Origin of the sequence: Comamonas sp. UBA7840 (assembly GCF_002501455.1) — a bacterium.
Lineage (GTDB): Bacteria > Pseudomonadota > Gammaproteobacteria > Burkholderiales > Burkholderiaceae_C > Comamonas > Comamonas jiangduensis.
The window spans coordinates 138,993-164,465 of record NZ_DLTI01000015.1; the positions used below are offsets into that span (position 1 = coordinate 138,993).

22 protein-coding genes and 1 riboswitch are annotated in these 25,473 nt (G+C 59.8%); of the genes, 13 read left to right on the forward strand and 9 right to left on the reverse strand.

The window, feature by feature from the left end; translation table 11 throughout:
* Window positions 1-132: 132 nt before the first annotated feature.
* The 3 genes from B3R00_RS04430 to B3R00_RS04440 form a co-directional block, all read right to left on the reverse strand.
* The gene (locus B3R00_RS04430; RefSeq protein WP_219162979.1) at window positions 133-855 is read right to left on the reverse strand and encodes a response regulator transcription factor; all 723 of its coding nucleotides are present in this window, start codon (window positions 853-855) and stop codon (window positions 133-135) included.
* A 142-nt stretch (window positions 856-997) separates the two neighbouring features.
* Window positions 998-2,485 carry a bifunctional serine/threonine-protein kinase/universal stress protein gene (locus B3R00_RS04435; protein WP_286997662.1) on the reverse strand — a complete coding sequence of 496 codons (1,488 nt, stop codon included), beginning with the start codon at window positions 2,483-2,485 and terminating at the stop codon, window positions 998-1,000.
* Window positions 2,482-3,237 (reverse strand): metallophosphoesterase family protein, encoded by a 756-nt coding sequence (locus B3R00_RS04440; RefSeq protein ID WP_286997712.1) that lies wholly within the window; start codon window positions 3,235-3,237, stop codon window positions 2,482-2,484. The genes B3R00_RS04435 and B3R00_RS04440 overlap by 4 nt, the downstream gene beginning before the upstream one ends.
* Before the next feature lie 209 nt (window positions 3,238-3,446).
* Between B3R00_RS04440 and B3R00_RS04445 the strand changes: the two genes are divergently transcribed.
* Complete coding sequence (locus B3R00_RS04445; protein WP_286997663.1) at window positions 3,447-4,133, forward strand: 2'-5' RNA ligase family protein; 687 nt, start codon at window positions 3,447-3,449, stop codon at window positions 4,131-4,133.
* Here B3R00_RS04445 and B3R00_RS04450 read toward each other — a convergent pair.
* The gene (locus tag B3R00_RS04450; RefSeq protein WP_286997664.1) at window positions 4,120-4,539 is read right to left on the reverse strand and encodes an organic hydroperoxide resistance protein; all 420 of its coding nucleotides are present in this window, start codon (window positions 4,537-4,539) and stop codon (window positions 4,120-4,122) included. The genes B3R00_RS04445 and B3R00_RS04450 overlap by 14 nt on opposite strands.
* A 167-nt stretch (window positions 4,540-4,706) precedes the next feature.
* Window positions 4,707-5,555, reverse strand: coding sequence for a 3-hydroxybutyryl-CoA dehydrogenase (locus B3R00_RS04455; RefSeq protein ID WP_286997666.1), 849 nt, complete (start codon window positions 5,553-5,555; stop codon window positions 4,707-4,709).
* Window positions 5,556-5,659: 104 nt separating this feature from the next.
* Between B3R00_RS04455 and B3R00_RS04460 the strand changes: the two genes are divergently transcribed.
* The 5 genes from B3R00_RS04460 to B3R00_RS04480 all read left to right on the forward strand — a co-directional run bounded on the left by B3R00_RS04460 (window position 5,660) and on the right by B3R00_RS04480 (window position 12,982).
* The gene (locus B3R00_RS04460) at window positions 5,660-7,294 is read left to right on the forward strand and encodes a GMC family oxidoreductase (protein ID WP_286997668.1); all 1,635 of its coding nucleotides are present in this window, start codon (window positions 5,660-5,662) and stop codon (window positions 7,292-7,294) included.
* 283 nt (window positions 7,295-7,577) lie between these two features.
* Window positions 7,578-9,353, forward strand: a complete 1,776-nt coding sequence (locus tag B3R00_RS04465; protein WP_286997669.1) for a PHA/PHB synthase family protein — start codon at window positions 7,578-7,580, stop codon at window positions 9,351-9,353.
* 87 nt (window positions 9,354-9,440) lie between these two features.
* Entirely contained in the window at window positions 9,441-10,217 is a 777-nt protein-coding gene (gene fabI, locus B3R00_RS04470) for an enoyl-ACP reductase FabI (protein ID WP_286997670.1), read from the forward strand.
* A gap of 74 nt (window positions 10,218-10,291) precedes the next feature.
* Window positions 10,292-11,725, forward strand: a complete 1,434-nt coding sequence (locus B3R00_RS04475; RefSeq protein ID WP_286997672.1) for a bifunctional enoyl-CoA hydratase/phosphate acetyltransferase — start codon at window positions 10,292-10,294, stop codon at window positions 11,723-11,725.
* 18 nt (window positions 11,726-11,743) lie between these two features.
* Window positions 11,744-12,982 carry an acetate/propionate family kinase gene (locus B3R00_RS04480; protein WP_286997673.1) on the forward strand — a complete coding sequence of 413 codons (1,239 nt, stop codon included), beginning with the start codon at window positions 11,744-11,746 and terminating at the stop codon, window positions 12,980-12,982.
* Here B3R00_RS04480 and B3R00_RS04485 read toward each other — a convergent pair.
* Genes B3R00_RS04485 through B3R00_RS04495 form a run of 3 tightly spaced genes read right to left on the reverse strand, consistent with a single transcriptional unit; the run spans window position 12,979 to window position 17,758 of the window.
* Window positions 12,979-14,175 carry a GGDEF domain-containing protein gene (locus B3R00_RS04485; RefSeq protein ID WP_286997674.1) on the reverse strand — a complete coding sequence of 399 codons (1,197 nt, stop codon included), beginning with the start codon at window positions 14,173-14,175 and terminating at the stop codon, window positions 12,979-12,981. The genes B3R00_RS04480 and B3R00_RS04485 overlap by 4 nt on opposite strands.
* Before the next feature lie 9 nt (window positions 14,176-14,184).
* The gene (locus B3R00_RS04490) at window positions 14,185-15,678 is read right to left on the reverse strand and encodes an AMP nucleosidase (protein ID WP_286997675.1); all 1,494 of its coding nucleotides are present in this window, start codon (window positions 15,676-15,678) and stop codon (window positions 14,185-14,187) included.
* 4 nt (window positions 15,679-15,682) lie between these two features.
* On the reverse strand, window positions 15,683-17,758 hold the full coding sequence (locus B3R00_RS04495; protein ID WP_286997676.1) for a putative bifunctional diguanylate cyclase/phosphodiesterase: 2,076 nt from the start codon (window positions 17,756-17,758) through the stop codon (window positions 15,683-15,685).
* Between the two features lie 317 nt (window positions 17,759-18,075).
* On the opposite strand from B3R00_RS04495, the gene dtd reads away from it, so the two are divergent.
* From dtd to B3R00_RS04520, 5 genes are all read left to right on the forward strand, one after another.
* Window positions 18,076-18,546 carry a D-aminoacyl-tRNA deacylase gene (gene dtd / locus B3R00_RS04500; RefSeq protein ID WP_286997678.1) on the forward strand — a complete coding sequence of 157 codons (471 nt, stop codon included), beginning with the start codon at window positions 18,076-18,078 and terminating at the stop codon, window positions 18,544-18,546.
* Window positions 18,547-18,591: 45 nt separating this feature from the next.
* A riboswitch (S-adenosyl-L-homocysteine riboswitch) is annotated at window positions 18,592-18,704 on the forward strand.
* 80 nt (window positions 18,705-18,784) lie between these two features.
* Window positions 18,785-20,200, forward strand: coding sequence for an adenosylhomocysteinase (gene ahcY / locus B3R00_RS04505; RefSeq protein WP_219162967.1), 1,416 nt, complete (start codon window positions 18,785-18,787; stop codon window positions 20,198-20,200).
* A 132-nt stretch (window positions 20,201-20,332) separates the two neighbouring features.
* On the forward strand, window positions 20,333-21,499 hold the full coding sequence (locus B3R00_RS04510) for a TlyA family RNA methyltransferase (protein WP_219162966.1): 1,167 nt from the start codon (window positions 20,333-20,335) through the stop codon (window positions 21,497-21,499).
* A gap of 146 nt (window positions 21,500-21,645) precedes the next feature.
* A complete protein-coding gene (gene metF, locus B3R00_RS04515; protein ID WP_286997681.1) occupies window positions 21,646-22,497 on the forward strand; it encodes a methylenetetrahydrofolate reductase [NAD(P)H] in 852 nt (283 codons plus the stop codon).
* Between the two features lie 120 nt (window positions 22,498-22,617).
* A complete protein-coding gene (locus B3R00_RS04520) occupies window positions 22,618-23,199 on the forward strand; it encodes a septal ring lytic transglycosylase RlpA family protein (RefSeq protein ID WP_286997683.1) in 582 nt (193 codons plus the stop codon).
* A 169-nt stretch (window positions 23,200-23,368) separates the two neighbouring features.
* On the opposite strand, the gene B3R00_RS04525 is transcribed toward B3R00_RS04520, so the two are convergent.
* Window positions 23,369-24,271, reverse strand: a complete 903-nt coding sequence (locus B3R00_RS04525) for a 23S rRNA (adenine(2030)-N(6))-methyltransferase RlmJ (protein ID WP_286997685.1) — start codon at window positions 24,269-24,271, stop codon at window positions 23,369-23,371.
* Between the two features lie 328 nt (window positions 24,272-24,599).
* Here B3R00_RS04525 and rplM point away from each other — a divergent pair, with 328 nt between their 5' ends.
* Together rplM and rpsI are read left to right on the forward strand one after the other, a co-directional pair.
* The gene (gene rplM, locus B3R00_RS04530; protein WP_219162963.1) at window positions 24,600-25,028 is read left to right on the forward strand and encodes a 50S ribosomal protein L13; all 429 of its coding nucleotides are present in this window, start codon (window positions 24,600-24,602) and stop codon (window positions 25,026-25,028) included.
* 10 nt (window positions 25,029-25,038) lie between these two features.
* Complete coding sequence (gene rpsI, locus B3R00_RS04535; RefSeq protein ID WP_219162962.1) at window positions 25,039-25,431, forward strand: 30S ribosomal protein S9; 393 nt, start codon at window positions 25,039-25,041, stop codon at window positions 25,429-25,431.
* Window positions 25,432-25,473: the final 42 nt, after the last annotated feature.

The following is a 25,473-nucleotide window of genomic DNA, read 5'->3' on the forward strand; positions in this document are numbered from 1 at the left end:
TTGTACCGCTGGGCGGCGATGCGCAGCCCGCATGGGCAGTGATGGCAGCCTACAAAGAAGCGCTAGGCCGGCCGCTCTTGCAGCGTGGCAGGCCAAGGAGGGCGCAGTACAGCGCTGCGCCGACCGGGCATATCAAGCAGGTTCCACCACTTTTTCGGGGGCCGACAAAATTTCCAGCCGGTAGCCCAAGCCGTAAATCGCGCTGAGCTGGTAAATCTGGCCATCGCCGTGGAATTGCCCCAATTGCAACTTGGTGCGCAGTCTGGAGGCGTGGGTGTCGAGCGTGCGCGAAGGCGTAGGGGTGATATTGCCCCACACGGCTTCGGTCAGGTGGTTGCGGGACAGCAATCGGCCGCAGTTTTGGAATAAGAACTCTGCCAGTTCATATTCGCGGTGCTTGAGTTCAATCGGCTGGTTGTTCAAATAAACGGTGCGCGCGACAGGATCAAGGCGGTACGGCGAAAAATCCAGCCGCATGGTGGAGACGTCCGGGTAGGCGCGGCGCATCAGCGCGGTGACACGTGCCATGAGCTCTTGCACACGCAGAGGCTTGACCATGAAATCATCGGCACCGGCGTTGAAAGCGGCAACAATGTCTTGCTCCTCGTGGCGCTGGCTGGCAAACAAGATAGGCAGTTTGCTGCCGCCCGCATCGCGCAGGGCGCGCACCACCTCAATGCCGCTCAGGCCGGGCAGCAGCCAGTCAACGATCAAAAGGTCAAAGCTTTCGCGCCGCATGGCGCGCAGCAAATCTTCCCCCGTCTCAAACAAGATGGTGGCGTGGCCCATTTGGTGAATGGTGGCTTCCACCAGCTTCAGGAAAATTGGATCGTCGTCCAGAACAGCAATGCGCATGGCAGTGTTGTAACAAAAAATTTCACATTGTGGTGTGCGGCAATGCAAATGAATGCAAAACTGCGGGATATGTCTGTCGCTGCGGCGTTCATTTGGGCGTATGGCGTTGCTTTTTAATGGGAGGTGGCAATCCAGCTGATATTTAATTAGAAAGTGAGTGCGTGCTTTCTGTTTGACTTGGAGTGTCCGAAGTTTGCAACTGACTGAGTGCCTCGAAAGGTAATTGCTGCTTGACCAGGATGACCGTGCAGGGTGCATCGCGTGCCACCCGCATGGGTACGGTGGCGATCAGGCGTTGCATTTGCAGGCCATGGGTGGCGGCACCAAGGATGAGCAAGCCCACGTTATTGCCTTGCGCGTAGCGCACGATGGCTTGAGCGACGTCGGAGGCTTCAAGGACGTGGTAACTCACACCATGCCCCCCCGTCTCCAGCCCTTGGGCCCAGTGTTTGAGCCTCGCTAGGTGGGTGCGGTGCAACTGCGTTTCGCTGCGGCTGCTGTCGGTGCTGCTGCTGTCCGAGGGCGAGATCACGGTCACGACCGCAAGGCGCGCTCCTGGCCGGGTGGACAGCGAGCGCGCTACCGCTTGCCGCAGGCTGTACAGCGTGGCATCGCTCACGTCTTTGTGTGGCACGGCCACCATCAGGATCGGCACTTCGGTGATTTGCTGCACAGGCAAGGGGCTGGGCTGGTATTCCATGCCGGCGGCGGTGATCCAGCGGCGTAGCTTACCCAGCAAAGGTATGCCGTGCAGGCGCATGCCGCGGCGTGTGATGGGCACTTGTCCTGGGTTGACTAGGTCAAAGGCCAGCTCGGCGGCGCTAGCATAGCGTTGGGCGGCGGCTGGCTCCAGGCAGCGCAGGATGATTTCTTGCAGCCAATCGGGCACGTCAGCGCGCAGCGCACGCGGCGGTGTGGGCGCCATCCACATGCGTTGGCGCATGCCGCCTTCGGTGGTGGGTGCGCCGAAAGGCAATTCGCCCGTGGTCAGTTCATAGAGCATGACGCCGATGGCAAAAATATCGCTGCGCACATCGCCGCGCACGCCCACAATTTGCTCGGGTGCAATCCATGCCGGTGAGCCCACGGCTTTGCGCAATTCTTCGGCCAGCAAATCGGGGTAGTGCGCGTGGCAAGACAGGCCAAAGTCCAGCAGCACCGCGTTGCCGCTGTCTTGGATGATGACGTTGCCGGGCTTGAGGTCCAGGTGGCAGCAGTTTTGCTGATGCAGGCTGTGGGCGGCCTGTGCCATGGCCGCTCCCAGTTGGGCAATGGTGTCGATGGCCAAGGGGGCAGGTTGATCCAGCCAGTGCTGCAAGGTGTGGCCCGCCATGTGTTCCATCACCAGGTAGGGCAGCCGCACCAGATCTCCCGCTGCCACAAAGCGTGGCACATGGGGGCCGTGTAGCGCGGGCAGAATTTGCAGCTCCATCTCAAAACTGACGATGTTTTCTGCACCGTCGCCCGCGGTCATGCGCGGGATTTTCATCACCATCGGAAAGCCGGGGGCTGCCGCTGGCCGCATGGTTGGTGCGTAACGCACGCTGTAGATGTGGGCCATGCCGCCTGCGTGGATGCAGTCCTCCACCATAAAACCATCAATTTCGGTGCCGGGGGTGAGCTTTTTCATCGGCCTTGCTCCAAGCGCTCGGCAAAGCTGCTGGGCATGCCGCTGCGCTGCAGTGCCTGTACGGCGGCGGGGTGGTCGTAGGCGACGCGGTGGAACGTCATGGTGGCGTTGTGGGCGTCGTACAGCGCATACATGGCGCGCACATCGCCATCGCGGGGCTGGCCGCAGGAGCCCACAATCGCCAGCCACTGGCGGTGTGCGGGCACCGGGATGGGCACGCCGGGTTGGGGCACAAAGCGCATCAGCTTGGCGGTGGGGGTGAGGTAGTACAGCGACTGGTGGTGTACGTGGCCGCTGAACACATAGCGGATGGCGGGGTCGATGTCGCTGGCAGCGGTCATACTGCGCTCGGCCATGACGCTGTTTTCAATGTAGGTCCAGCGTTCGGGCTGGTGGGCGCTGGCGTGTACCAGCAGCACACTGCCGTGCTGGCTGAGCAAGGGCAACTGCTCCAGAAACTGCAGGTGCACGGGGGCGAGCTGCGCGTGGGTCCACTGCGCGCCTTGCTCGCCCATATGCACGATGTCGCTGGGCGGGTGCAGTGCCAGGTCATCGTGGTTGCCGCGCACGATCCATGCGCCTTCTTGCACGGCATGCATGATGGTGTCGAGCACCGCTGCGGGGCTGCCGCCGTAGCCGAGCATGTCGCCTAAAAAAGCCATTTGCGTGGTGCCTTGTGCGCGCGCATGGGCCATGCAGGCCTGCAGCGCTTGCAAGTTGGCGTGAATGTCAGAAAACAAAGCCAGTTTCATGCTGTCCATGGTTGCGCGAAAAGCTGGCGGCAGGCTTGCATGACACACTGGGGCTTACCCGAGATGGGTGGATAAAAAATGAGCGCTTGGTGCTTTATTTAAAAGCGTTTCGATAAGTTTTTGCTTTGAAAGCATTGTTGGAAAATCGCTGGCCGCTATTGTTTTTATTCGCCCGATGTGGCTTGTCTTGCTGGCACACTGCAGCGCTTATGTCGTTGCCCACCCCCAGTTACACCGAAGTCTGTGAAGACCGCGATTTTGTCGAGTGGCACCGTGGCTGCCCTTGGTGTGCGGTTTGGCTGATCCGGCTGGAGCATCCGCAGGTGATTGCACAGGTGGCACAAGCCCGTTCCAGCGTTCAGCAATCGCTGCTGCCGCGCTATGCCCGCCAGCCCCATGTCACGCTGGGCTACCGGGGCTTGATGGCTGCGGCAGAAGGCACCCACGCTGCCGCAGAGTTTGGTGTGGCGCAATTGCACACTGATATTCAGGCGCTGCAAGCGGCGCAGTTACAGCCATTTGCGCTGCAGATACAGGGAGTGGGGAGCTTTGCCACCGTGCCGTATCTGGCGGTTGCACCGACTACGGCTTTGCTTGCCGCGCATGCGGCACTGCTGGCGCATGGGTCGCACCCTGGCTGGCGTTATGTGCCCCACGTCACCCTGGGGCACTACGGCAGCCGTTTACCTCTGCAGACGGTGTTGCTGCAGTTGCAGTGCGGTGTGCCTGCGGCCTGGAATTGGCAGGCACCGGTCACGCAGCTGTGGCTGGCACGCTACCGCACCCACGATATTGCGGGTGCGCTGAGCTTTGAAGGGTATTTTGATTTGCGCACCCAGGCTTACCATGCGCTGGCCGATGCATACATCAGCCCTGCGGCCCTCAATCAATCGTGAGGGTGACGGGGATGTTGCCGCGGGTGGCGTTGGAATAGGGACAGACTTGGTGTGCGGCATCCACCAGCGACTGGGCCTGGGCTTTGTCCATGCCCGGCAGATGAATGTGCATGCGCACGGCAATCCCAAAGGCTGGGCCGACAGGCCCTAAATCCACCTCTGCATCCACCGACACATCGGGCGGTAAGCTGATCTTCTGGCGTGCAGCCACTGCTTTGAGGGCGCCAATAAAGCAGGCAGAGTAGCCGGCCGCAAACAGTTGCTCAGGGTTGGTGCCAGTGCCGCTGCCGCCTGGTGGCGTGAGCTGAATGTCCAGTTTGCCATCGTGCGTGCGCGAAGCACCTTCGCGGCCGCCGGTGGTGTGTGCGTGGGCGGTGTAAAGCACTTTGTCCAGTTGCTGGGCCATGACGAATCTCCATCGTTCAACATTGAGGAAGTGAGCGTGCAAGCGCCCTTGCAGGCATGCCGCAGTCAATGTACCTGCGCGGCGCCGGCAAGGGCGTAGGTCATCGCGCAAAACGCAAACGCCCAGCGGCGTGGTGCGGCTGGGCGTTTTCTGGATGGTGCGCGGGTTTAGTAGGTGTACACGCCTTGGCCGGTTTTGCGGCCCAAACGGCCGGCGGCCACCATTTCACGCAGCAAATAGCAAGGGCGGTACTTGCTGTCGCCGAATTCTTCCAGGTACACCTCCATGACGGCCAGGCACACGTCCAGGCCAATCATGTCAGCCAGCGCCAGGGGGCCAATCGGCTGGTTGCAGCCCAGCTTCATGCCCGCATCAATGTCTTCCGCCGTGGCCGTACCTTCGCTGAGGACGTAGAAGGCTTCGTTGATCATGGGCACCAGAATGCGGTTCACCACAAAGCCAGGTGCATTTTTGACGGTGATGGGGCTCTTGCCCAGCTTTTCCGACAAGGCCTTGACGGTGTCGTGGGTGGCATCGCTGGTCTGCAGGCCACGAATGATCTCCACCAGCGCCATCATGGGCACGGGGTTGAAGAAGTGCATGCCGATGAACTTGTCGGCGCGCTGAGTGACGGCGCCCAGCTTGGTGATGGAGATGGACGAGGTGTTGGTGGCAACCAGTGTCTCAGCAGGTAGCGTGTCATCCAACTGCTTGAGGATTTTGACCTTGAGATCGTAGTTCTCGGTGGCGGCCTCAATCACCAACTGGGCGGGCTTGAGGTCGTCATAGCTGGTGGAGGTCTTGATCAGCGACAGGGCTTTTTCTTTGTCGGCGACGGTGATTTTTTCTTTTTTGATCAGGCGGTCAAGGCTGCCCGAGATAGTGGACAAGCCCTTTTGCACGGCGGCTTCCGAAATGTCCACCATCACCACAGCAACGCCTGAAACGGCACATGCTTGTGCAATGCCGTTGCCCATGGTGCCTGCGCCAACGATGCCTACGGTTTGAATGCTCACGGTTGTATCTCCCTAGTTAATGATTGGTATGCGGGGAAGATGGTATCCAAATTCTGAAGTAGAGCGCGTAACGTAGGTGCCTTCAAGCTGCGGGAGCGGTCTGCATGAATGAAGTATTTGACTATGTCGTAATTGGCGCAGGCTCTGCGGGCTGTGTGCTGGCAGGTCGGCTGAGTGAAGATGGTCAGCACCAGGTGTGTGTCCTGGAGGCCGGAGGCACAGATGCCACGCCATTGGTGCAATGCCCGGCAGGTCTAGCGGCCATGTCCAAAGCTCCGCACCTCAATTGGGCGATGCAAACCGTACCGCAGGCAGGTTTGAACGGGCGGTGTGGCTATCAGCCGCGCGGAAAGGTGCTGGGGGGCAGCAGTTCGGTCAACGCGATGATTTATCTGCGGGGGCAGCCGCAAGACTATGACGGCTGGGCGGCACAAGGTAATCCCGGGTGGGCTTGGGCGGATGTCAAGCCGTGGTTTTTGAAGGCGGAGCACAACGAACGCGGGGCCGATGCCTGGCATGCCCAAGGTGGGCCGCTGAATGTGGTGGACTTGCAGCAGCCCAACAGCTTGAGCCAGGACTTTGTCGAAGCGGGCGTGCAAGCGGGGTTTGCGCGCAATACAGACTTCAATGGCGGCAGCCAAGAAGGTGTAGGGCTTTACCAAGTGACCCAGAAAAATGGGGAGCGGTGGAGTGCCGCCAAGGCTTACCTCACACCGCATTGGGGGCGCCGTAATCTGCAGGTGCGTACCGGGGCGCAGGTGCTGCGGATTGTGCTCACAACTACCGAGGCAGGGCTGCGTGCAACGGGGGTGGAATATGAGCGTGGCGGTGTGCGCCACACAGTGCATGCGCGCCGCGAGGTGTTGTTGAGTGCCGGTGCGTTGTTGTCGCCGCAGATACTCATGCTGTCGGGCATCGGGCCTGCGGCGCATTTGAGAGAGGTGGGTGTGCAGCCTGCGCATGATTTGCCAGGCGTGGGCCACAACCTGCACGACCATCTGGATGCGCTGCTGGTGGCAGATGCTCCCCAGCTGACGCAGTCCTTTGGTTGGTCCGCGACAGGGCTGATGCACATGGTGCAAGGTGCATGGGAGTGGCACAGCAAGCGAACCGGCAGGTTAACTACCAATTTTGCGGAAGCAGGTGCTTTTCTGAAAAGCAGCCCCGAAGTATCACGGCCTGATTTGCAACTGCATTTTGTGGTGGCCAAACTCATCGACCATGGGCGCCAGACCGTTTGGGGGCATGGTTTTTCCTGCCATGTGTGTGTGCTGCGCCCACAAAGCCGTGGCACGGTCAGGTTGCGCAGTGCAGACCCCTTGACGTTGCCATTGATCGACCCCAACTTCTTGGCAGTGGAGGACGACTTGCAGCGCACCGTCCGGGGGGTGCAAATGGCACGTCGCATCTTGGCGCAAACCGCTTTGGCGCGGCATCGCGCGCAAGAGCTGCCTCGTTCCGCGAGCGCGCAAACGCCTGGGGAAATTGCACAGTGGGTGCGGCAAACTGCAGACACGATTTACCACCCAGTGGGCACCTGCCGCATGGGGCGTGGGGCGATGGATGTGGTGGATAGCCAATTGCGTGTGCACGGGGTGCTAGGGCTGCGGGTGGTGGATGCTTCTATTTTTCCGAGCATTCCAAGTGGTAACACGAATGCGCCCACCATCATGGTGGCCGAAAAAGCGGCATACATGGTGCTGTCACACGCAGAGAAAACGTTTGCGGCAGCGGGCTGAATGTGCGCTGGAGTCCTACAGCGCAGGAGGCGTGTGCTGTGTGTCGCCTGTTTACAAAAAGTAAATCTTGCGCGAGCTGTAACGGGTGCGCTTTGCCCTAGCTGGAACGCCTGTCAGGATAATCCGGCGGCCAAAGCGCCTATTGCATACTTTGAAGACAGTAGTGCGGCGAAAGCTTGATCAGTGTCAAGGCTGGAGCCTTTGGATTTGGTGGAAGTCCTTCTTTTCTTGAGAATCAGATGTTTCGGGCTTGATACAAGCTGTAACGCTGCATGGAGATGAAGTGACTGCTGAAAATAACCAGAAAGATTTGCAAGCTGAAGCTGCTCAAACTTTGGATGATCGCGTACGCGCTGCGTTGAGTGCTTCGACCATGGGCCTGTCGCCCGTGGCCTTGGGGTTGGCAACAGCCGACTGGTGCATGAATTTGGCATCTTCCCCCGGCAAGCAAATGACACTGGCGCAACGTGCGCTGCATCTGGCGCAGGAGGCTGCGCAAGCCAGTGTGCAACCTACAGGTGAGCGTGATGCGCGCTTCAAAGACGCGGCGTGGCAGCAGTGGCCTTACAGCGCCATGAAGGAGGGCTTCAAGGCCAGTGACCGCTGGTGGCGGGAGGCGGCGCAGGTGGAAGGTATGACGCGCCATCACCGTCAGCTGATGGATTTCTTTGCCCGGCAATGGATGGATGCCTTGGCACCTTCCAACTGGGCGATTACCAATCCCGAGGTGCTGGCCAAGGCCAAGGAAACGCGGGGCGCAAGCTTGCGTAAGGGCTTTGAGCTGTTTGTGCAAGATCAGCAAGCGGCACACCAAGCCAAAGCCGATACACCGGCGCAAGCGCTGGAGCCACTGGAGTTCGCCGTCGGCAAAGATGTGGCCTGCACGCCTGGCAAAGTGGTGTTTCGCAACCACTTGATTGAGCTGATTCAATACAGCCCCAGCACTGACAAAGTGCTGCCAGAGCCTGTGCTGATCGTGCCGTCTTGCATCATGAAATACTACATTTTGGATTTGTCGCCGCACAACTCCATGGTGAAGTACTTGGTTGGTCAAGGGCACACCGTGCTGATTGTGTCTTGGCGCAATCCCGACGCATCAGACCGAGACCTGAAGATGCAGGACTATCTGAGTACAGGTGTCTTGCAGGCGATGGCAGCCGTCAAAACGGTAACCGGTGCTCGCAGCATTCACACCATGGGGTATTGCTTGGGAGGTACTTTCTTGGCGATTGCAGCGGCCGCCTTGGGGCGCCTGAAGCGCAAGAAAACACGCACCGAAAAAGAGCAGGCCTTGATTCCCTCTGATATGCCGGAACTCAGTTCGGTCATCTTGCTGGCAGCGCAAACTGACTTTTCCGAACCCGGGGAGTTGGGCGTATTTATCGACGAGGCGCAACTGGCCAATTTGCGCCAGAGCATGAATGAAAAGGGGTATCTGTCAGGCAAGCAGATGGGCGGTTCTTTCCAGTTCTTGGCCTCCAAGGATTTGGTGTGGTCGCGCAACACACGGCGCTATCTGATGGGTGAGGATGACGCCAGTTTTGATTTGATGAGCTGGAATGCGGACCAGACCCGTTTGCCCGCACGCATGCACAACGAATACCTGACTTCGATGTTCTTGAACAACGCCTTGGCAGCCGGGCAGTACCGTTTTGCGGGTGCAACGGTGGCGCTGATGGATATTGATGCGCCCATGATGGTGGTGGGTACCACCCGGGATCACGTCTCGCCGTGGAAGTCGGTCTACAAAATCCATTTGCAGACCGACACGCACGTGACTTTTGTGCTGGCTGCAGGCGGGCACAACGCCGGGATCGTGTCCGAGCCGGGGCGCCCACGTCGCAGCTATCAAATCGCCAGCGTGGAAGACGGTGCAGGCTGGATGGATCCCGATGACTGGGCAGCGCAGACCCCTGTGGTACAGGGCTCCTGGTGGGAGGCGATGAATCAGTGGATCAAGCAGCGCTCAGGCGCAGCGGTCAAAGCCCAACCCATCAAAGCCGAGCACGTGGTGTGCGATGCGCCGGGTGAATACGTCATGGTGCGTTACGCAGATTGAGGGCCTTCGGGCCCACGTAAGAGGTTGCGCAAGGCAGCAATGCGAGGCATTGCCTGCTTTCTACATAACAAAAGAGGGAGTGATGAGATGACGAATGCAGCAGCATTTACTTTGGTGGGCAAAAAAGGGCTGGTTCTGGGGGTGGCGAACGAGCGCTCGATTGCGTGGGGCTGCACAGCATTGGCGCGTGCGCAAGGTGCTGAGGTGGTGGCTTCTTGCTTGAATGAAAAAGCGCGCCAATGGGTAGAGCCCCTGACGGCGCCGATTGGTGTGGACTTGGTGAATTGCAACGTCGAAGAAGACGGGCAGCTGGAAGCCTTGGTCAAGCATGCGGTGGATAAGTTTGGCAAGCTGGACTTCGTGATTCACTCGATTGCATGGGCGCCTCTGGAAGACCTGCACGGTGATGTGGTGGACAGCTCGCGGGAGGGTTTTGCCCGTGCCGTGAGCGTGTCGTGCCACTCCTTTGCGGAGCTGGCCAAGTTGTGCGCGCCGCACATGAAAGACGGTGGCAGCATGCTTTCCATGAGCTATCTGGGCTCCGGTGAAGCAGTGCCTAACTATGGGCTGATGGGGCCGGTGAAAGCAGCCCTGGAGTCCATGGTGCGCTATATGGCGATGGAGTTGGGACCACAGAACATCCGCGTGCATGCGGTCTCTCCGGGCCCCATCTTGACGCGTGCAGCATCTGGGATTGCAGACTTTGATGGCTTGATGGCTACCGCCCAAGCCAAGGCACCGCTGCAGCGCCTGGTGACGCTGGAAGAAATTGCCCAGCTGAGCGCATTTTTGTGTTCAGACGCGGCATCGGGCATGACCGGGCAGACCATTTACGTGGATGGCGGAGTGCACGCGGTCGATTAACGCTCGACGTTGGAAAAACTGCTGCAGTGCCCTGCCACTGCAGATGTAGAAGATGTAAATCAAGGGAGAGCCGTATGAATACCCAAGCACCAGCCATCGACTGGATGGAAAACGTGACGTATGACGAGCTGGCGGTGGGCGACAGCGCGCGGTTGCTGCGCACTGTGACACTGCAAGATATCCAAGCCTTTGCGGCGGTCTCGGGGGATATCAATCCGGCTCACCTGAATGCCGAATATGCCGATGCGACCATGTTCCATGGCGTGATTGCACACGGTATGTTGGGCGCAGCTTTGATCTCTGCATTGTTTGGTACGCAGTTCCCTGGCCCAGGCACCATTTATCTGGGGCAAGAGCTGAAGTTCACCAAGCCCGTGCGCATTGGCGATACCTTGACCGTGGTGGCTACGGTGGCGGAGAAGGACGACGAGAAAAAGCGCGTCAAGATGGACTGCCTGGTCACCAACCAAAAGGGGGAGGTGGTGCTCAAGGGCGAGGCCAAGCTGATGCCGCCGACGCAGAAGGTGAAAGTGCCCAAGATTGATGCGCCGCAGATTCAGCTGTTCGACCCCGAGGCGCGGTTCAAGGAGTTGCTGTCACGGGTAGAGACACTGGAAGCGGTGCGCTGCGCCGTTGTGCACCCTTGTGATGAAGGCTCGCTCAGTGGTGCGATGGACTCTGCGCGCCATGGCTTGATCGTGCCGGTGCTGATCGGCCCCGAAGGGCGTATCCGTCGTGTGGCGCAAGAGGCGGGAATCAGCCTGGAAGGCGCAGAAATTATCTCCGTGGAGCACAGCCATGCCGCGGCAGAGCTGGCTGCAGCCATGGCCGCCCGCAATGAGGTGGAAATTTTGATGAAGGGCAGCCTGCATACCGATGAGCTGCTCAAAGCGGTGCTGGCACAACCCGCATTGCGCACAGGACGCCGTTTGTCACACGTCTTCCGGTTTGATGTGCCGCGCTACGCCAAGCCGCTGCTTATTACCGATGCGGCCATCAATATCCGTCCGAGCTTGCAAGAGAAGGTGGATATTGTGCAAAACGCGATCGACTTTGCGCGCGTGCTGGGCACGCCAACACCCAAGGTGGCGATCTTGTCAGCGGTCGAGATGGTGACGCCCAGCATCCCTTCGACACTGGACGCCGCTGCGCTGTGCAAAATGGCCGATCGCGGACAAATTCAAGGTGGAGAGCTGGACGGCCCACTGGCTTTTGACAATGCCATTTCCATGGATGCCGTGCGCATCAAGGGCATTGATTCCGGGGTGGCGGGGCAGGCAGACATTTTGGCGGTTCCAGACTTGGAAAGCGGCAACATGGTGGCCAAGCAGCTGGAATATCTGGCTGGCGCTTCAGGCTCCGGCCTGGTGCTGGGTGCCCGTGTGCCGATTGCGTTGACCAGCCGCGCAGATGGCCCGCGTGCACGCGTCGCCTCGTGCGTGCTGGCCGTGCTGTCCGCACACGATCATCGCCAGCAACAAGCGGCCAATGCTTGGAAAAAAGGCTAACTTAGCAAGGAGAGAAAGATGGCCATTTTGGCGGTGAATGCGGGGTCTTCCTCGCTGAAGTTTTCTTTGCATCCTTTGCAAGATGGTCAGGTGCAGCCGTTTGTGCTGTCCGGCAACATTCAGGGGCTAGAGCCACACGGCACTCCCGAGATGAGCTGGACATACTTAGGCAAAAAGCACGCTGAGGCGCTTGTAGTAAGCGCTGATAGCTCTCCTTTTGCAACTGCTTTGCAAGGTGTGCGGGCTTTGGTTCAGCGGCTGGAGGCTGCGCCCGACATTCAGGCGGTAGCGCACCGCGTGGTGCATGGCGGCGGGGTGTTTACGGAGTCAGTGCTGGTGACGCCAGAGATTCTGAACAAGCTCGCGTCCTTCAACTCTTTGGCGCCCTTGCACCAGCCGCACAACTTGGAAGGCATCCGCCAGTTTCAGGCTGCATTCCCAGAGCTGCCACAGATTGCCTGTTTTGATACGGCATTCCATGCCTCGATGCCCGAGGTGGACTATGCGTTCGCTCTGCCCAGGTCGCTGCAAGACCAGGGCGTGCGTCGCTATGGTTTTCATGGTTTGTCTTACCAATACATCATGTCCGTGTTGCAGGAGTACACCATCCGTGGGCGTGGCCGCGTGGTGATGGCGCACCTGGGCAACGGTGCCAGTCTGTGTGCTGCACTGGCCGGCAGCAGCGTGGCAACCACCATGGGTTTTTCAGCCTTGGACGGTTTGATGATGGGTACGCGCAGCGGTGCGCTGGATGCCGGTGTCTTGCTGTATTTGCTGGAGCAAGGCTGGACCCACGCGCAAATGGAAAAACTGCTCTATAAACAAAGCGGTTTGCTGGGGGTCTCAGGAATTTCTGCAGATATGCGCAAGCTGCGCGCGGATGGCAGCGAAAACGCACAGCGTGCGATTGACCAGTTCACGCACCGTGTCATCCGTGAAACCGGTGCCCTGGTGGCGTGCCTGGGCGGTTTGGATGCGCTGGCATTCAGCGGCGGAATTGGTGAGAACGATGCCGTATTGCGTGCACAGGTGTGTGAGCGCCTCGCGTGGCTGGGCATTCGCATGGATGCACAGCGCAACCAGGAAGCTTCTGGCAAGCAGGCCTATGCCATTCATGCGCCGGACAGCTCGGTCGAGATTTGGGTGATTCCGACCGACGAGGGGCGTGTGGCTGCGCGTGAAGCGGCAGCGTTGCTGGCCCGCCAGGACAAAGCTACGGCACAAGGGCAGGCGCCCGCAACGTCAGCGCTGGCTTAAGAGAGTTCGACGGCACGTGCTGGGGCCAACAGTGGGGGCGTGGTAGATGGTGCAAAGGCCAGTCTGCCGCGCCCTTGATTTTTGGCGGTGTACAGCGCGTTATCGGCTTGCTGGAGCAAAGAGGCGAAGGGGGGCGAGTTTTCAGCGCTTTGCAGCGCGCAACCCGCACTCAGATGCAAGGCAAAGCCCAGCTTGTGCAGTGATTGATCGTGCAGCGCAGTGCTCAGGCGCTGATAAAAACGCTCCACTTCCGCCTGGTTGGCATACATCAACAGACAAAACTCTTCGCCCCCCCAGCGAGCGGCAAGCTCTTCGGCGCGGATGTTGGCCTGAAGCACTTGCCCCAGAAGTTCCAGGGCTTCATCGCCCCTGGCGTGACCATGCTGGTCGTTGACGGCCTTGAAGTGATCCAAATCCAGCAGCACCACAGCCCAAGGCAGGTTTTGGCGTTGTGCCAGCGCTTGCCGCTGGGGCGCAGCTTGCAGCAGGGCCCGTCGATTCGCCAGGCCTGTGAGCTGGTCCGTCATGGCCATGTCGCGCAGCTTTTGGTTGGTTTCGTCACGCCAGGCCACCAGCATGCTCACCAAAGACAAACTGCCACACACCTGGGCAATCATGGCAAACAGGTGGTTGGGCAGGCTATCTTGGGTGAAACCTTCTTGGAAAAGTGCTTGGGAGGCCAGGTAAGACCGGGTCAACAGGCTCAACCCCATCACCGCGGCGCAAGCCGCCATCAGATACCGCCAGGACGAGGTGGCAGCGCGCTGGGGGCGCAGGCACATCCAGCCCAAGCTGGCAATGACGAGGGCATGGCAGGCGCTGTACCACGCCATGCGCAAGGGAATGCTGTCTATCAAAAAGGCAAAACCTACGGGGCCCAAGACACACACAACCATTACCAAGCGGCGCAAGGGCCGAGGGCCCAGCCAGTTTTGCAGCGCCTGGGCCATTTGCCACTGCGCAGCGGAGGCAGCACAGGCGGCCGCCAAGCTCAGCATTGGTGCCCAACCACTGTCCCGCAGCCGGGCTGCGGCCAAAATCAATCCCCAGCCCACGGCTTGCAGCACAAAATATTTCTGCGCATGCTGCGCTGCGGTGCTTACCGGGCTGCCCATCACCAAAGGCAATGCCATGCCGATCACCACCAAATTGATGGCAATTAAGACGGCCATGGATGCAAAGTCAAGTTGCATAGGGGAACTTTATTGGAAAGCAACTTCCGCAAAGCTGCGCAGCTTGCGGCTGTGCAGGCGCTGAGCACCGCCTTCGCGCAGCAGTTCCACGGCACGCATGCCAATGCGTAAATGCTGGTCGACACGCTCGCGGTAAAAGTGATTGGCCATGCCGGGGAGTTTGATCTCTCCGTGCAAAGGCTTGTCACTCACGCACAGCAGTGTGCCGTACGGCACGCGAAAGCGAAAGCCATTGGCGGCGATGGTGGCGCTTTCCATGTCCAGCGCGACGGCGCGGCTTTGGCTAAAGCGGCGCTGGGGTAGGTTGTCGGGCAATAGTTCCCAATTGCGGTTGTCGGTGCTGGCCACGGTGCCGGTGCGCATGATGCGCTTGAGGTCGTCGTCCGACACCTGGGCCACATCAGCCACCGCCTGCTGCAGTGCTTGCTGGATCTCGGCCAGCGCCGGAATCGGCACCCACAGAGGCAGTTCCTCGTCCAGCACATGGTCTTCGCGCACATAGGCGTGGGCCAGCACATAGTCCCCCAGGCGCTGGCTGTTGCGCAGCCCTGCGCAGTGGCCCAGCATCATCCATGCATGCGGGCGCAGAACGGCAATGTGGTCGGTGATAGTTTTGGCATTGGCAGGGCCGACGCCAATGTTCACCATGGTGATGCCGCTGCGGTCGGCGCGCACCAGGTGGTAGGCCGGCATTTGCGGCAGACGCGGGGGCATGGCGCCCAAGGCGTCGATGGCCTCTGGTGCCAAACCCGTGCGGCGGGTCACCACGTTGCCGGGTTCGATAAAAGCGATGTACTCGCTGTCCGCGTTGGCCATTTCGGCGTGGCCCAAGCGAATGAACTCGTCGATATAAAACTGGTAGTTGGTGAACAGCACATAGTTTTGGAACCACTCGGGTGCCGTGCCGGTGTAGTGGCGCAGGCGGTGCAGCGAGTAGTCAATACGCGGTGCGGTAAACAGCGACAAGGGCAGCGCGCCACCGGGGCGCGGGTGCCAGGTGCCATTGGCAATGCCGTCATCCATGGCGGCCAGGTCTGGCAGGTCAAAGACCTCGCGCATCATTTGGCGGCGTTCCGCGCTCAAGCTGCCTTCGACGTGGTCGTTGTCCGCGAACGAAAAGTGAACAGGAATGGGCTGTGTGCTCAGTCCCACTTCAAATTGCACATCGTGGTTGCGCTCCAGCAAGCTGAGCTGGGTGAGCAGGTAGTCAGAGAAAAGGTCGGGGCGGGTGATGGTGGTTTCGTAAAGGCCTGGATGGTCCAGAAAACCATAGGCCAGACCGGTGTCAGGCCTGCGTACGGTGTGGGCCTGAAGACGCAGCAACGGGTAACAAGCGCGCACGGGGTGGGCAAAGTCCTTGCCTTCCACGTACGTCTGCATGGCAGAGCGTAGATGCGCTATCTGCTGCTGGTACAGCGTTTTCAGATGTTGAACCGCATCGGCAGCACGGGTGAATACGGCGGCAGCCACAGGGGGAGAAGCAGCAGAAGGTGTGTAGTGCATGCACTTATTGTGGCGCACCCATTTGACAACGGTGTTGTTGCCAACGTAGGGCATCTTCGGCAGACATGGGGCGACAGAGGTAGTAGCCCTGAATCAGATCGCAGCCCAGATGCTTTAGCAAGCTCCATTGCGCTTTGGATTCCACCCCTTCGGCCACGGTGCGCAGATTCAAGCTGCGTGCCATTTGAATGATGGCGGTGACCAAGCTCACATCGTCTTGGTCTTGCGGCGTGTCTTTGATGAAAGCGCGGTCGATTTTGAGCTTGTCCAGAGGGTAGCGCTTGAGGTAGGCCAGCGAAGAGTAGCCTGTGCCAAAGTCGTCAATGGCCAGGCGAACGCCCAATTGCTGCAGGGCCTCCAGAGTCCCCAGTACATGTTCGGACTGTTTCATGAGCGTGGTTTCGGTCAGCTCAATCTCCAGCCACTGCGGGTCAATCCCGGTGTCGGTCAGCACCTGCTGCACCTCGGTCAGCAAATTGCTCTGGTTGAACTCAATGGCGGACATGTTGACGGAAACCACCACGGGCGGCAGGCCCGCATCCCGCCATGCGCGCAGTTGCTGGCATGCCGCACGCATCACCCAGCGGTCCACCAAAGAGATCAGGCCGCGAGATTCAGCAAAACTGATGAATTCACCCGGTGGCAGCAGGCCGCGCTCGGGGTGCTGCCAGCGCACCAGGGCTTCAAAGCCTTCCATGCGGTTGCTGTTCAGATCCCACTGGGGCTGGTAGTGCAACACCAGCCCTTGGTTGGTTTCGATGGCTTCGCGCAGCAGGCGGTCTTGCACCAGCAGTCGGCTGGGGCGCATATGCATGAGTGCGCTGTAGTACTGGTGGCTGCCATGCCCTATGTTTTTGGCCGTTTCCATGGCGGCGCTGGCGTTGAGCATTAGCGCTTCGGCAGTGTCGCCATCTTCCGGGTAGATGCTCACGCCAATCGAGGCGGGCAGGTTCACCAGCCCGTTGTGCAGGGCATAGGGCTTGGTGAGCACAAACCGCATCTCGCGCAAGATGCATTCGGGCTGGCATGCCGTCAAGGGAGAGGCTAAAACCACCACAAACTCATCAGCCCCCAGGCGTGCAACGAGGTCGTCAGGGTGCACTTTGCTGCGCAGGCGGCGCGCAGCCTCCACCAGCAGCTTGTCGCCTGCATCGTGGCCCAGTGAATCGTTGACATCTTTGAAACGATCCAAGTCCACATACAGCACGGCAGCGGGGCGCTGGCATTGCTCTGCACTTTGCAGCACCTGGCGCAACTGGCGCATCAGCCCTTGGCGGTTGGGCAGGCGCGTGAGCGGGTCGTGAAAGGCCAGGAAATGCATTTCCGCTTCGGCCCGTTTGCGCTCGGTAATGTCGCGCAGCACCATCAGGCCAATCACATCGCCATCCTCGGGCAGCAGGTGGACGGTGACTTCCACATGCAACTCTTGCCCGCTGTGGTGCAACAGGCGGGTTTCCTGGGCGTTGCTGGTGCCTTGTTCCACTATGGGTTGTGCACTGGCGCGCAAAACGTGGGGCAGTAGGTGCAGAATCGGGCGATCCACCAACTGGCTCAAAGGGTAGCCGGTGAGTGCAATGGCCGCAGGGTTGGCATCAAAAATGCGGCCATGGCGAAAGAAAATGATGGATTCACTGGTCGCTGCCGCATAGCGGCGCAGGCGGGTGTCGCTGTCTTGCAGCATTTGCATGGCATCGACCAGCGACAGGTTGTGCAGCGGCACCACCACGATGGCGCACACTTTGTGCTGGTGCGTCTGCGCGATTAGCTGGGTTTGGATGCGTTGCTGGTGGGCAAATGTCAGCGGTGTTTGCAGGCTGGTGCCCGATTGCTGGGCACTGGCCAGGCGCTCCAGCTCGCACAGCCAGCTGTTCCAGTCACAGGGGCTGAGGTAGTTTTGCAGCAGTTTGCCCTGCAGTTCCTGCGTGGGCATGCCAAGGAGTTGGGCATAGGCGGCGGTGGCCCACAGGCAGCGGCCTTCCGGCCAGCTCAAGCAGGCCATTGGTGCGCCGGTGACCAGGGCCACGGCGTGCAGCACGTCGTGGGGTGGCTCGCTGGGGGCGTAGGTGGGTGCGGTGCTCATGGCTGCGGCGCAGAGAGGGTGTGATGGCATGGCCGAGCCGCGGCGCAAAGGCCTGGGCGCCTGAGCTTGCGCCGTGCGGGACAATCAATGAAAGGAGTGGTCGCGTGCATAGGTTGGCGGTATACCGGAGCCCAGACACAGTCGTTTTGCGTTACGGCAAGTTACATCATCCTGGTTGCTGCTTGCAGACAGCTGGCTGGATCAATCGTGACGCATAAAACAGGAGCTGTCAGCGTAGGCTGTATAAGCATTTGAAGGCTAAACGGGGGGTAAATGCCTATCAGTACTGCCCCAGTAACTATAATTTTTAAGGTTCCATGATTACGGTATTGCAGCGTGTGCGCCAAGCGCGTGTAGAAGTGGATGGGCAAGTGAGTGGGCAGATTGCCCAAGGCCTGCTGGTGCTGGTGTGTGCCGAGCAGGGCGACACCGAGCAAGAGGCCGATAAATTGCTGGCCAAAATTTTGAAGCTGCGCATCTTCAGCGACGACGCCGGCAAGATGAACCGCAGCGTGCAGGATGTGGGTGGCGGGCTGTTGATCGTCAGCCAGTTCACGCTGGCGGCAGACACCCGCGGCGGCAATCGCCCCAGCTTTACGCCGGCCGCCAAGCCTGAGGAGGGGTTGCGCCTGTACAACTACATGGTGGCGCAGGCCCAGCAGTGCTACGCAGCGGGCCCGGTGCAGACTGGGGTGTTTGGCGCCGACATGCAGGTGCACCTGGTCAACGATGGGCCGGTGACCATTCCGATGCGCATTCCCCCGGCTACTGCCACGGCGGATGCCTGACTGCGGCAAACCTTGAAGGGCTCGATTACAATCGCAGCCTCTTTTCCTTCCGAGGAGCGTTGCAGCGTCCACCTAGCACCCGCGGTGGCGTGAGGCTCGGAAGGGCAGCAGACGGCACACCCTGCCGCCTCGCTCCTAGGCAACGACGCTCACCCACGCTTTCTGTGCGGTGAGGTCTGTTCAGCCCCCAATCTCCCAGAACGTGGTTTTTTCAAGTTGTCTTCCGCACGGAGAAACCATGAGCAATACACAAGATCGCGCAATCACCGATATCTCTTTGGCCGACTGGGGCCGCAAAGAAATTCGCATTGCTGAAACCGAAATGCCCGGCCTGATGGCCATTCGCGAAGAGTTCGCTGCGGCCCAGCCCCTCAAGGGCGCACGCATCACCGGCTCGCTGCATATGACCATTCAAACGGCGGTGCTGATCGAGACGCTGAAGGACCTGGGCGCCGACGTGCGCTGGGCTTCTTGCAACATCTTCTCGACCCAAGACCACGCGGCTGCAGCCATTGCAGCGACTGGCACCCCTGTGTTCGCCATCAAGGGCGAATCACTGGAAGACTACTGGGATTACACCCACCGCATCTTTGAATTCGGCCCCGCCGGTTCGGAGAACGAAGGCCCCAACATGATCCTGGACGATGGCGGCGATGCCACCATGCTGATGCACCTGGGTCAAAAGGCCGAGAAAGACTTGTCCGTGCTGGCCAACCCTTCTTCTGAAGAAGAGCGCATCGTGTTTGCTGCCATCAAGGCCAAGCTGGCGCAAGACCCCACCTGGTACACCCGCAAGTCCGCCCAAATCATCGGCGTGACCGAAGAGACCACCACCGGCGTGCACCGCCTGAACGAAATGTCGGCCAACGGCAGCTTGCTGTTCCGCGCGATCAATGTGAACGACTCGGTCACCAAGTCCAAGTTTGACAACCTGTACGGCTGCCGCGAATCGCTGGTCGACGGCATCAAGCGCGCCACGGACGTGATGATCGCTGGCAAGGTGGCTGTGGTGGCGGGTTACGGTGACGTGGGCAAGGGCTGCGCCCAAGCCCTGTCGGCCCTGCGCGCCCAAGTCTGGGTGACCGAAATTGACCCGATCAACGCGCTGCAAGCTGCCATGGAAGGCTACAAGGTGGTGACCATGGAATATGCCGCCGACAAGTGCGACATCTTCGTGACCACCACCGGTAACAAAGACATCATCCGCCACGAGCACATGGTCGCCATGAAGGACCAAGCGATTGTTTGCAACATCGGTCACTTTGACAACGAAATCGACGTGGCTTCGATCGAGAAGTACAAGTGGGAAGAAGTAAAGCCCCAGGTCGATCAGATCGAATTCCCTGACGGCAAGAAGATCACTTTGCTGGCCAAGGGCCGTCTGGTGAACCTGGGTTGCGCCACGGGCCACCCTTCGTTCGTGATGAGCGCATCGTTTGCCAACCAGACCATCGCACAGATCGAACTGTTCACACGCCCTGAAGCCTACGAAGTGGGCAAGGTCTACGTGCTGCCCAAGATCTTGGATGAAAAGGTGGCACGCTTGCACCTGAAGAAGGTGGGCGCCATGCTGACCGAGCTGACCGATGCGCAAGCCGCTTACATCGGTGTGAAGAAGGAAGGCCCTTACAAGCCTGAAACCTACCGCTACTAATCATGGCGGGCAAAGCCGACCGCGTGTGCGGCGGCTTTGCGACCTCTGGTGCTTTGCTGTAAATAGATAGCTGCTAACGCTTATCAGATAAGCGCTAGAGGCCAATTTGAGTGAATAAAAGGAAACTACGCCATGCGCGCAGATGTATTTTTGGTGGACCACGGTCATGCCAGCACCCGTTCGCAGGCCCAGCGCCTGATTGCTTCGGGCGTGGAGTGGCGCTTGACGCCGCTGGCCCCTTGGAAAAAAGTCGTCAAAAACGGTGACGATATCCCTGTGGGCGCTGAGCTCAAGCTGCTGGATGACGCCGAAGTCAAATTCATCTCCCGCGGTGGTTTGAAGCTGGAAGGCGCACTGGCCGCCACGGGCGTGAACGTGCAAGGCCTGCGTTGCCTGGATGTGGGGCAAAGCACCGGTGGTTTTACCGACTGCCTGCTCAAGCACGGCGCAGCCCAGGTGATTGGCGTGGACGTGGGCCAGGGCCAGCTGCACGACAGCCTGCGTGCAGACGTGCGCGTGATTTGTGTGGAGGGCGTGAATGCGCGTTCCATGACCGCAGAGATCTTGCAAGATGCCTGCGAAGAAGTGATTTCCGAGCGCTGGGAAGAGGAAGAAGACAACGACACCCTGCCCCAGGCCCCGTATGCGTGGATGCGCAACGGCGGTGAAATCGCCGAAGACTACGACGACAGCAACGACGCCAAGGACACCGACATCGAAGCCTTCAAGGCCGAGCGTGCCGCCAAGGCCAAGGCGCGCGAAGAGGGCTGTGTGCCCACCGAGCGCCGCCGTAAAGAAGCCTACGCGGATGTAGATACCACCCCGGCGTTTGACTTTGTCACGGGCGATGTGTCCTTCATCTCGCTGACGCTGGTGTTGCCCGCCGTGGTGCGCCTGCTCAAGCCCCATGGCCAGTTGCTGATGCTGGTCAAACCCCAGTTTGAGCTGCAGCCCGGCCAGGTCGGCAAGGGCGGCATTGTGCGCGACCCGGCCCTGTACCAAGAGGTGAAACAGCGCGTGTGCGATTGCCTGGCCGAGTTGGGCCTGCAAGTGAAGGGCTGGATGGATTCCGCCATTGAAGGCGGCGACGGCAACCACGAATTCTTTGTGCATGCGGTGCAAGGCGCCAGCATCAAGAACCTGGACGAGCCACTGCCCGACCAGCCTGCTGCGCCTGCGGCCAAGCGCGTCTCGCGCACCGTGCTGCGCGAGCTCAAGCGCATTGACGTGATTGACGACGAAGAAGACGGCTACAACGTGCCGGGCCCTGCGCGCCCCAAGCGCAAGAACGCCAAATAAGTCCGGCACCGCCTGTGCGGTGTGCCGCTTGCACGCCGCATGGCGTGGTGGATGTGGCGGACGTGAGAGACAGGCCGGCAGGGGCTGCCAGCTTGTCTCAGACAACATGATTGCAGACAGCCTGCCGGGAGGGCAGGCGAGGAGTGATGACCGTGGCCAATGCAAAGACCAGCAACTTCCCCATCAGCTTTGAGTTTTTTCCCACCAAAACGCCCGAAGGCGCGGCCAAGCATGTGCAAGTGCGTAAGGATTTGTATGCCCGCCAGCCCGAGTTTTGCTCGGTGACCTACGGCGCGGGTGGTTCCACCCAAGCGGGCACTTTCAGCATGGTGCGTGATATTCAGGCCGAAGGCATGCAGGCAGCCTGCCACTTCTCGTGCATCGGCGCCACCAGCGCCAAGGTGCGCGCAGAGCTGCAAGAGCTCAAGGACATGGGCGTGAAACGCCTGGTGGCGCTGCGCGGCGATTTGCCCAGTGGCTATGGCTTGGGCGGTGAATTTCACCATGCCAGCGACCTGGTGGAATTCATCCGCAACGAGTTTGGCGACTGGTTCCACATCGAGGTGGCGGCCTACCCCGAGACCCACCCGCAGGCCAAATCTCCCGAGGCAGACCTGAAAGCTTTTGCTACAAAAATCCAGGCGGGCGCACACAGCGGCATCACCCAATACTTCTACAATGCCGACGCGTATTTCCGTTTTGTTGAAGGGATTCAAGCACTTGGCGTGCAGGTGCCGGTGGTTCCCGGTATCATGCCCATCCTTAATTCCTCTCAACTCATGCGCTTTTCCGATGCGACCGGCGCTGAGATTCCCCGCTGGATCCGCCTGCGCCTGCAGGCCTACGGGGACGATGTGACCTCGATTCGCGCCTTCGGCATGGATGTGGTCACACGCTTGTGCGAGCAGTTGCGCGATCAAGGCGCACCGGGCTTGCACTTTTATACGATGAACCAGAGCGCTGCTACCTTGGAGCTGTGCGACCGATTGGGCTTGTAATGGCTTGAGCGGAACGCGCTGGCTTTCTGGTGGTGCTTATCGTGCGCTCACCGTTAGAAGGGTCAGACCATGCAAGCACATGGGTGCCAGCCTGTTTCCGTTAGTGTGTCTTTTTTATCTTTGGCACGTCCGCGTGTCTTGCCAGCAGCATCGGTGCTGCTGGCTGCGTTGTTAAGCGCTTGCGCGCCCCTGCCCACCGAGCGCACTACACCCGCCCAGGGCGATGCCGTGCGTGCGCCCCAAGCCAGCTCCCGCACCGGTGCGGAATTGTTGGCCAAGATGGCGCCCCCCCCTTTGCGGCCAGATCGTATGAAGGATCCGGCCAAGGCGATGCAAGAGCGCTTGTATGAACTGGAATGGCCCGAAGTCGATCAGCAAGGCGTTGCCTCGTGGTACGGCCCCGGATTTCATGGCCGCAAGACGGCGAATGGCGAGCGCTTTAACCAGTACGAGTTGACGGCCGCCCACCCCACGTACGAGTTCGGCACCCAGTTGTGTGTGCGCAGCAAAAGCACCGGCCAAGCGGTGGTGGTGCGCGTGAACGACCGTGGTCCGTTTGTGAAAAACCGCGTGATTGACTTGAGCAAGGCGGCGGCCGAAGAAATCGGCATGCTGGGTAAAGGCGTGAAGTCGGTAGAAATCTACAAGCTCGACGAGGGCGAAGATAGCTGCCCCGAGGCACTGTTGGCTGCCAGCAATTAAGGCGCGCCCACTTGCCCCTTGGTACGTGCAGCAGGTGTAGCACGCCGGCTCAATAAAAAAGGAGCTGCCAGCGCTCAAACATCAAGGATTTCAGTGTGATAAGCATCTGAAACTCTTTTTGCAAGCGCGCGGGCAGCTCCTTTTTTTGCGTGGCGATGGGGGTGTGGATTTACTCCCCAAACTCCAGCGTGTGTGCGGCGTTTTTGTCTTGCGCCAGCAGCTTTTGCATTTGCGGCAGCGTTTCCTTGAGTGCAGCGCGCAGTGTGAAGGGCGGGTTGATGATGAACATGCCGCTGGCAGGCAGGCCGGGGCGCTTGCCTTCGGCGGTGTTGCCCCAGTCGTTCACTTCGCTGCGGATCTTGCTGCCCTTGACGGTGAGCGTGGCGTGCAGCCAGCCCTTGCCAGCCTTGGTGGTCAGGGTTTTGAGGCGCTTGGGCAAATCGTGTGCATCCTGGCGCGGAATGATGGGGTACCACACGGCATAGGTGCCGGTGGCAAAGCGTACCAGGGCGTCTTCGATCATGGTCAGCACGCGGCCATAGTCGGTCTTCATTTCATAGCTGGGGTCGCACAGCAAAAAGCCGCGGCGCGAAGGCGGGGGCAAAAAGCGCTTGATGCCGTTGAAGCCGTCTTCCATCAGCACTTCCACCTGCTTGCCTGCTTCCAGCTGGGCCATGTTGCCGTCCAGCGAGCGCCAGTCATTGGGGTGCAGCTCAAACAGGCGCAGCTTGTCTTGCGGGCGCAGCAGGCTTTGGATGATGAACGGCGAACCGGGGTAGGTTTTAACGCCCTTGCCCTGGTTGACGCTGCGCACGGTTTCTACATAGGCACGCAAGGCCGGGGTTAATTCATCCAGGGGTGTATCGAGCAGGCGCTCAATGCCGCCCTTGGCTTCGCCGCTGGTGTTGGCAAAGTCGCCGTCCAGGCGGTACAGACCCGCACCCGCGTGCGTGTCGATCACGCTGATGGCGGTGTCTTTTTGCGCCATGTGCTGCAGGGCGGCGATCAAGATCGTGTGCTTGAGTACATCGGCGTGGTTGCCGGCGTGAAAGCCGTGGCGGTAGCTAAACATAGGTGTGCATTCTTTTCGGTTCGTGCGGCAGTCCAGGCTGCAGCGGGGCGGCGGCCCAAGGCCGCAGGATGGCGCCAGTGTGCGGGGATTGCCGCTGATGCGGGTAAATCCACACCAACACCAGGTGCTGATGGCGCTATTGGACGCTATTTTGTATAATGGCGGGCTTCGCAGCGATTTTATGGCCCCGCGGCGAAGTACTAAAGCAGAGGTTTTGCCGAGGCTTTGGTAGTTACCGCCTAAGAGGCTTCCTAGTTCAGCAATGAATTTAAGAAGAAGCACCGACCGCGGAAAAGGGCCTTCCAAACCTTCTTGAAAGAGAAATCTCATGTCTACATTCAGCGCAAAGCCCGCTGAGGTGCAACACGAGTGGTTTGTGATTGACGCCACCGATAAGGTGCTCGGACGTGTCGCCAGCGAAGTGGCACTCCGTCTGCGCGGCAAGCACAAGGCAATCTACACACCTCACGTTGACACCGGCGACTACATCGTCATCATCAACGCCTCCAAGCTCAAGGTCACTGGCACCAAGAACCTGGACAAGGTGTACTACCGTCACTCTGGTTATCCTGGCGGCATCACTGCCACCAACTTCCGCGACCTCCAGGCTAAGTTCCCTGGCCGCGCTCTGGAAAAGGCCGTCAAGGGCATGTTGCCCAAGGGTCCCCTGGGCTACGCCATGATCAAGAAGCTGAAGGTGTACGGCGGTGCTGAGCACCCCCATACCGCACAGCAGCCTAAGGCTCTGGAAATCTAAGGAGACCTCAATGATTGGTGATTGGAACAACGGTACAGGCCGTCGCAAGTCCAGCGTGGCTCGTGTATTCCTGAAAAAGGGCTCCGGCAAGATCACTGTGAATGGCAAAGACATTCAGCAGTACTTCGGCCGCGAAACCTCCATCATGATCGCTAAGCAGCCTCTGGCGCTGACTGGCAATCTGGAAGCTTTCGACGTGCTGGTGAACGTGCACGGCGGCGGCGAATCCGGTCAAGCCGGTGCAGTGCGCCACGGCGTGACTCGTGCGCTGATCGACTATGACGCAGCGTTGAAGCCTGCACTGAGCCAAGCCGGCTTCGTGACTCGCGACGCTCGTGAAGTTGAGCGTAAGAAGGTCGGTCTGCGTGGTGCTCGTCGCGCCAAGCAGTTCTCGAAGCGTTAATTCGTTTCAGACCTTTGGCAGGCTGCGCTTCGGTGCAGCCTC

Excerpts from the sequence above, each read along its gene's own strand:
- B3R00_RS04430 (WP_219162979.1), bottom strand. The coding sequence starts at position 855 with ATGCGCATTGCTGTTCTGGACGACGATCCAATTTTCCTGAAGCTGGTG.
- B3R00_RS04435 (WP_286997662.1), bottom strand. The coding sequence starts at position 2,485 with ATGAAAAAGCTCACCCCCGGCACCGAAATTGATGGTTTTATGGTGGAG.
- B3R00_RS04440 (WP_286997712.1), bottom strand. The coding sequence starts at position 3,237 with ATGAAACTGGCTTTGTTTTCTGACATTCACGCCAACTTGCAAGCGCTG.
- B3R00_RS04445 (WP_286997663.1), top strand. The coding sequence starts at position 3,447 with ATGTCGTTGCCCACCCCCAGTTACACCGAAGTCTGTGAAGACCGCGAT.
- B3R00_RS04450 (WP_286997664.1), bottom strand. The coding sequence starts at position 4,539 with ATGGCCCAGCAACTGGACAAAGTGCTTTACACCGCCCACGCACACACC.
- B3R00_RS04460 (WP_286997668.1), top strand. The coding sequence starts at position 5,660 with ATGAATGAAGTATTTGACTATGTCGTAATTGGCGCAGGCTCTGCGGGC.
- fabI (WP_286997670.1), top strand. The coding sequence starts at position 9,441 with ATGACGAATGCAGCAGCATTTACTTTGGTGGGCAAAAAAGGGCTGGTT.
- B3R00_RS04475 (WP_286997672.1), top strand. The coding sequence starts at position 10,292 with ATGAATACCCAAGCACCAGCCATCGACTGGATGGAAAACGTGACGTAT.
- B3R00_RS04480 (WP_286997673.1), top strand. The coding sequence starts at position 11,744 with ATGGCCATTTTGGCGGTGAATGCGGGGTCTTCCTCGCTGAAGTTTTCT.
- B3R00_RS04485 (WP_286997674.1), bottom strand. The coding sequence starts at position 14,175 with ATGCAACTTGACTTTGCATCCATGGCCGTCTTAATTGCCATCAATTTG.
- B3R00_RS04490 (WP_286997675.1), bottom strand. The coding sequence starts at position 15,678 with ATGCACTACACACCTTCTGCTGCTTCTCCCCCTGTGGCTGCCGCCGTA.
- B3R00_RS04495 (WP_286997676.1), bottom strand. The coding sequence starts at position 17,758 with ATGAGCACCGCACCCACCTACGCCCCCAGCGAGCCACCCCACGACGTG.
- dtd (WP_286997678.1), top strand. The coding sequence starts at position 18,076 with ATGATTACGGTATTGCAGCGTGTGCGCCAAGCGCGTGTAGAAGTGGAT.
- ahcY (WP_219162967.1), top strand. The coding sequence starts at position 18,785 with ATGAGCAATACACAAGATCGCGCAATCACCGATATCTCTTTGGCCGAC.
- B3R00_RS04510 (WP_219162966.1), top strand. The coding sequence starts at position 20,333 with ATGCGCGCAGATGTATTTTTGGTGGACCACGGTCATGCCAGCACCCGT.
- metF (WP_286997681.1), top strand. The coding sequence starts at position 21,646 with ATGACCGTGGCCAATGCAAAGACCAGCAACTTCCCCATCAGCTTTGAG.
- B3R00_RS04525 (WP_286997685.1), bottom strand. The coding sequence starts at position 24,271 with ATGTTTAGCTACCGCCACGGCTTTCACGCCGGCAACCACGCCGATGTA.
- rplM (WP_219162963.1), top strand. The coding sequence starts at position 24,600 with ATGTCTACATTCAGCGCAAAGCCCGCTGAGGTGCAACACGAGTGGTTT.
- rpsI (WP_219162962.1), top strand. The coding sequence starts at position 25,039 with ATGATTGGTGATTGGAACAACGGTACAGGCCGTCGCAAGTCCAGCGTG.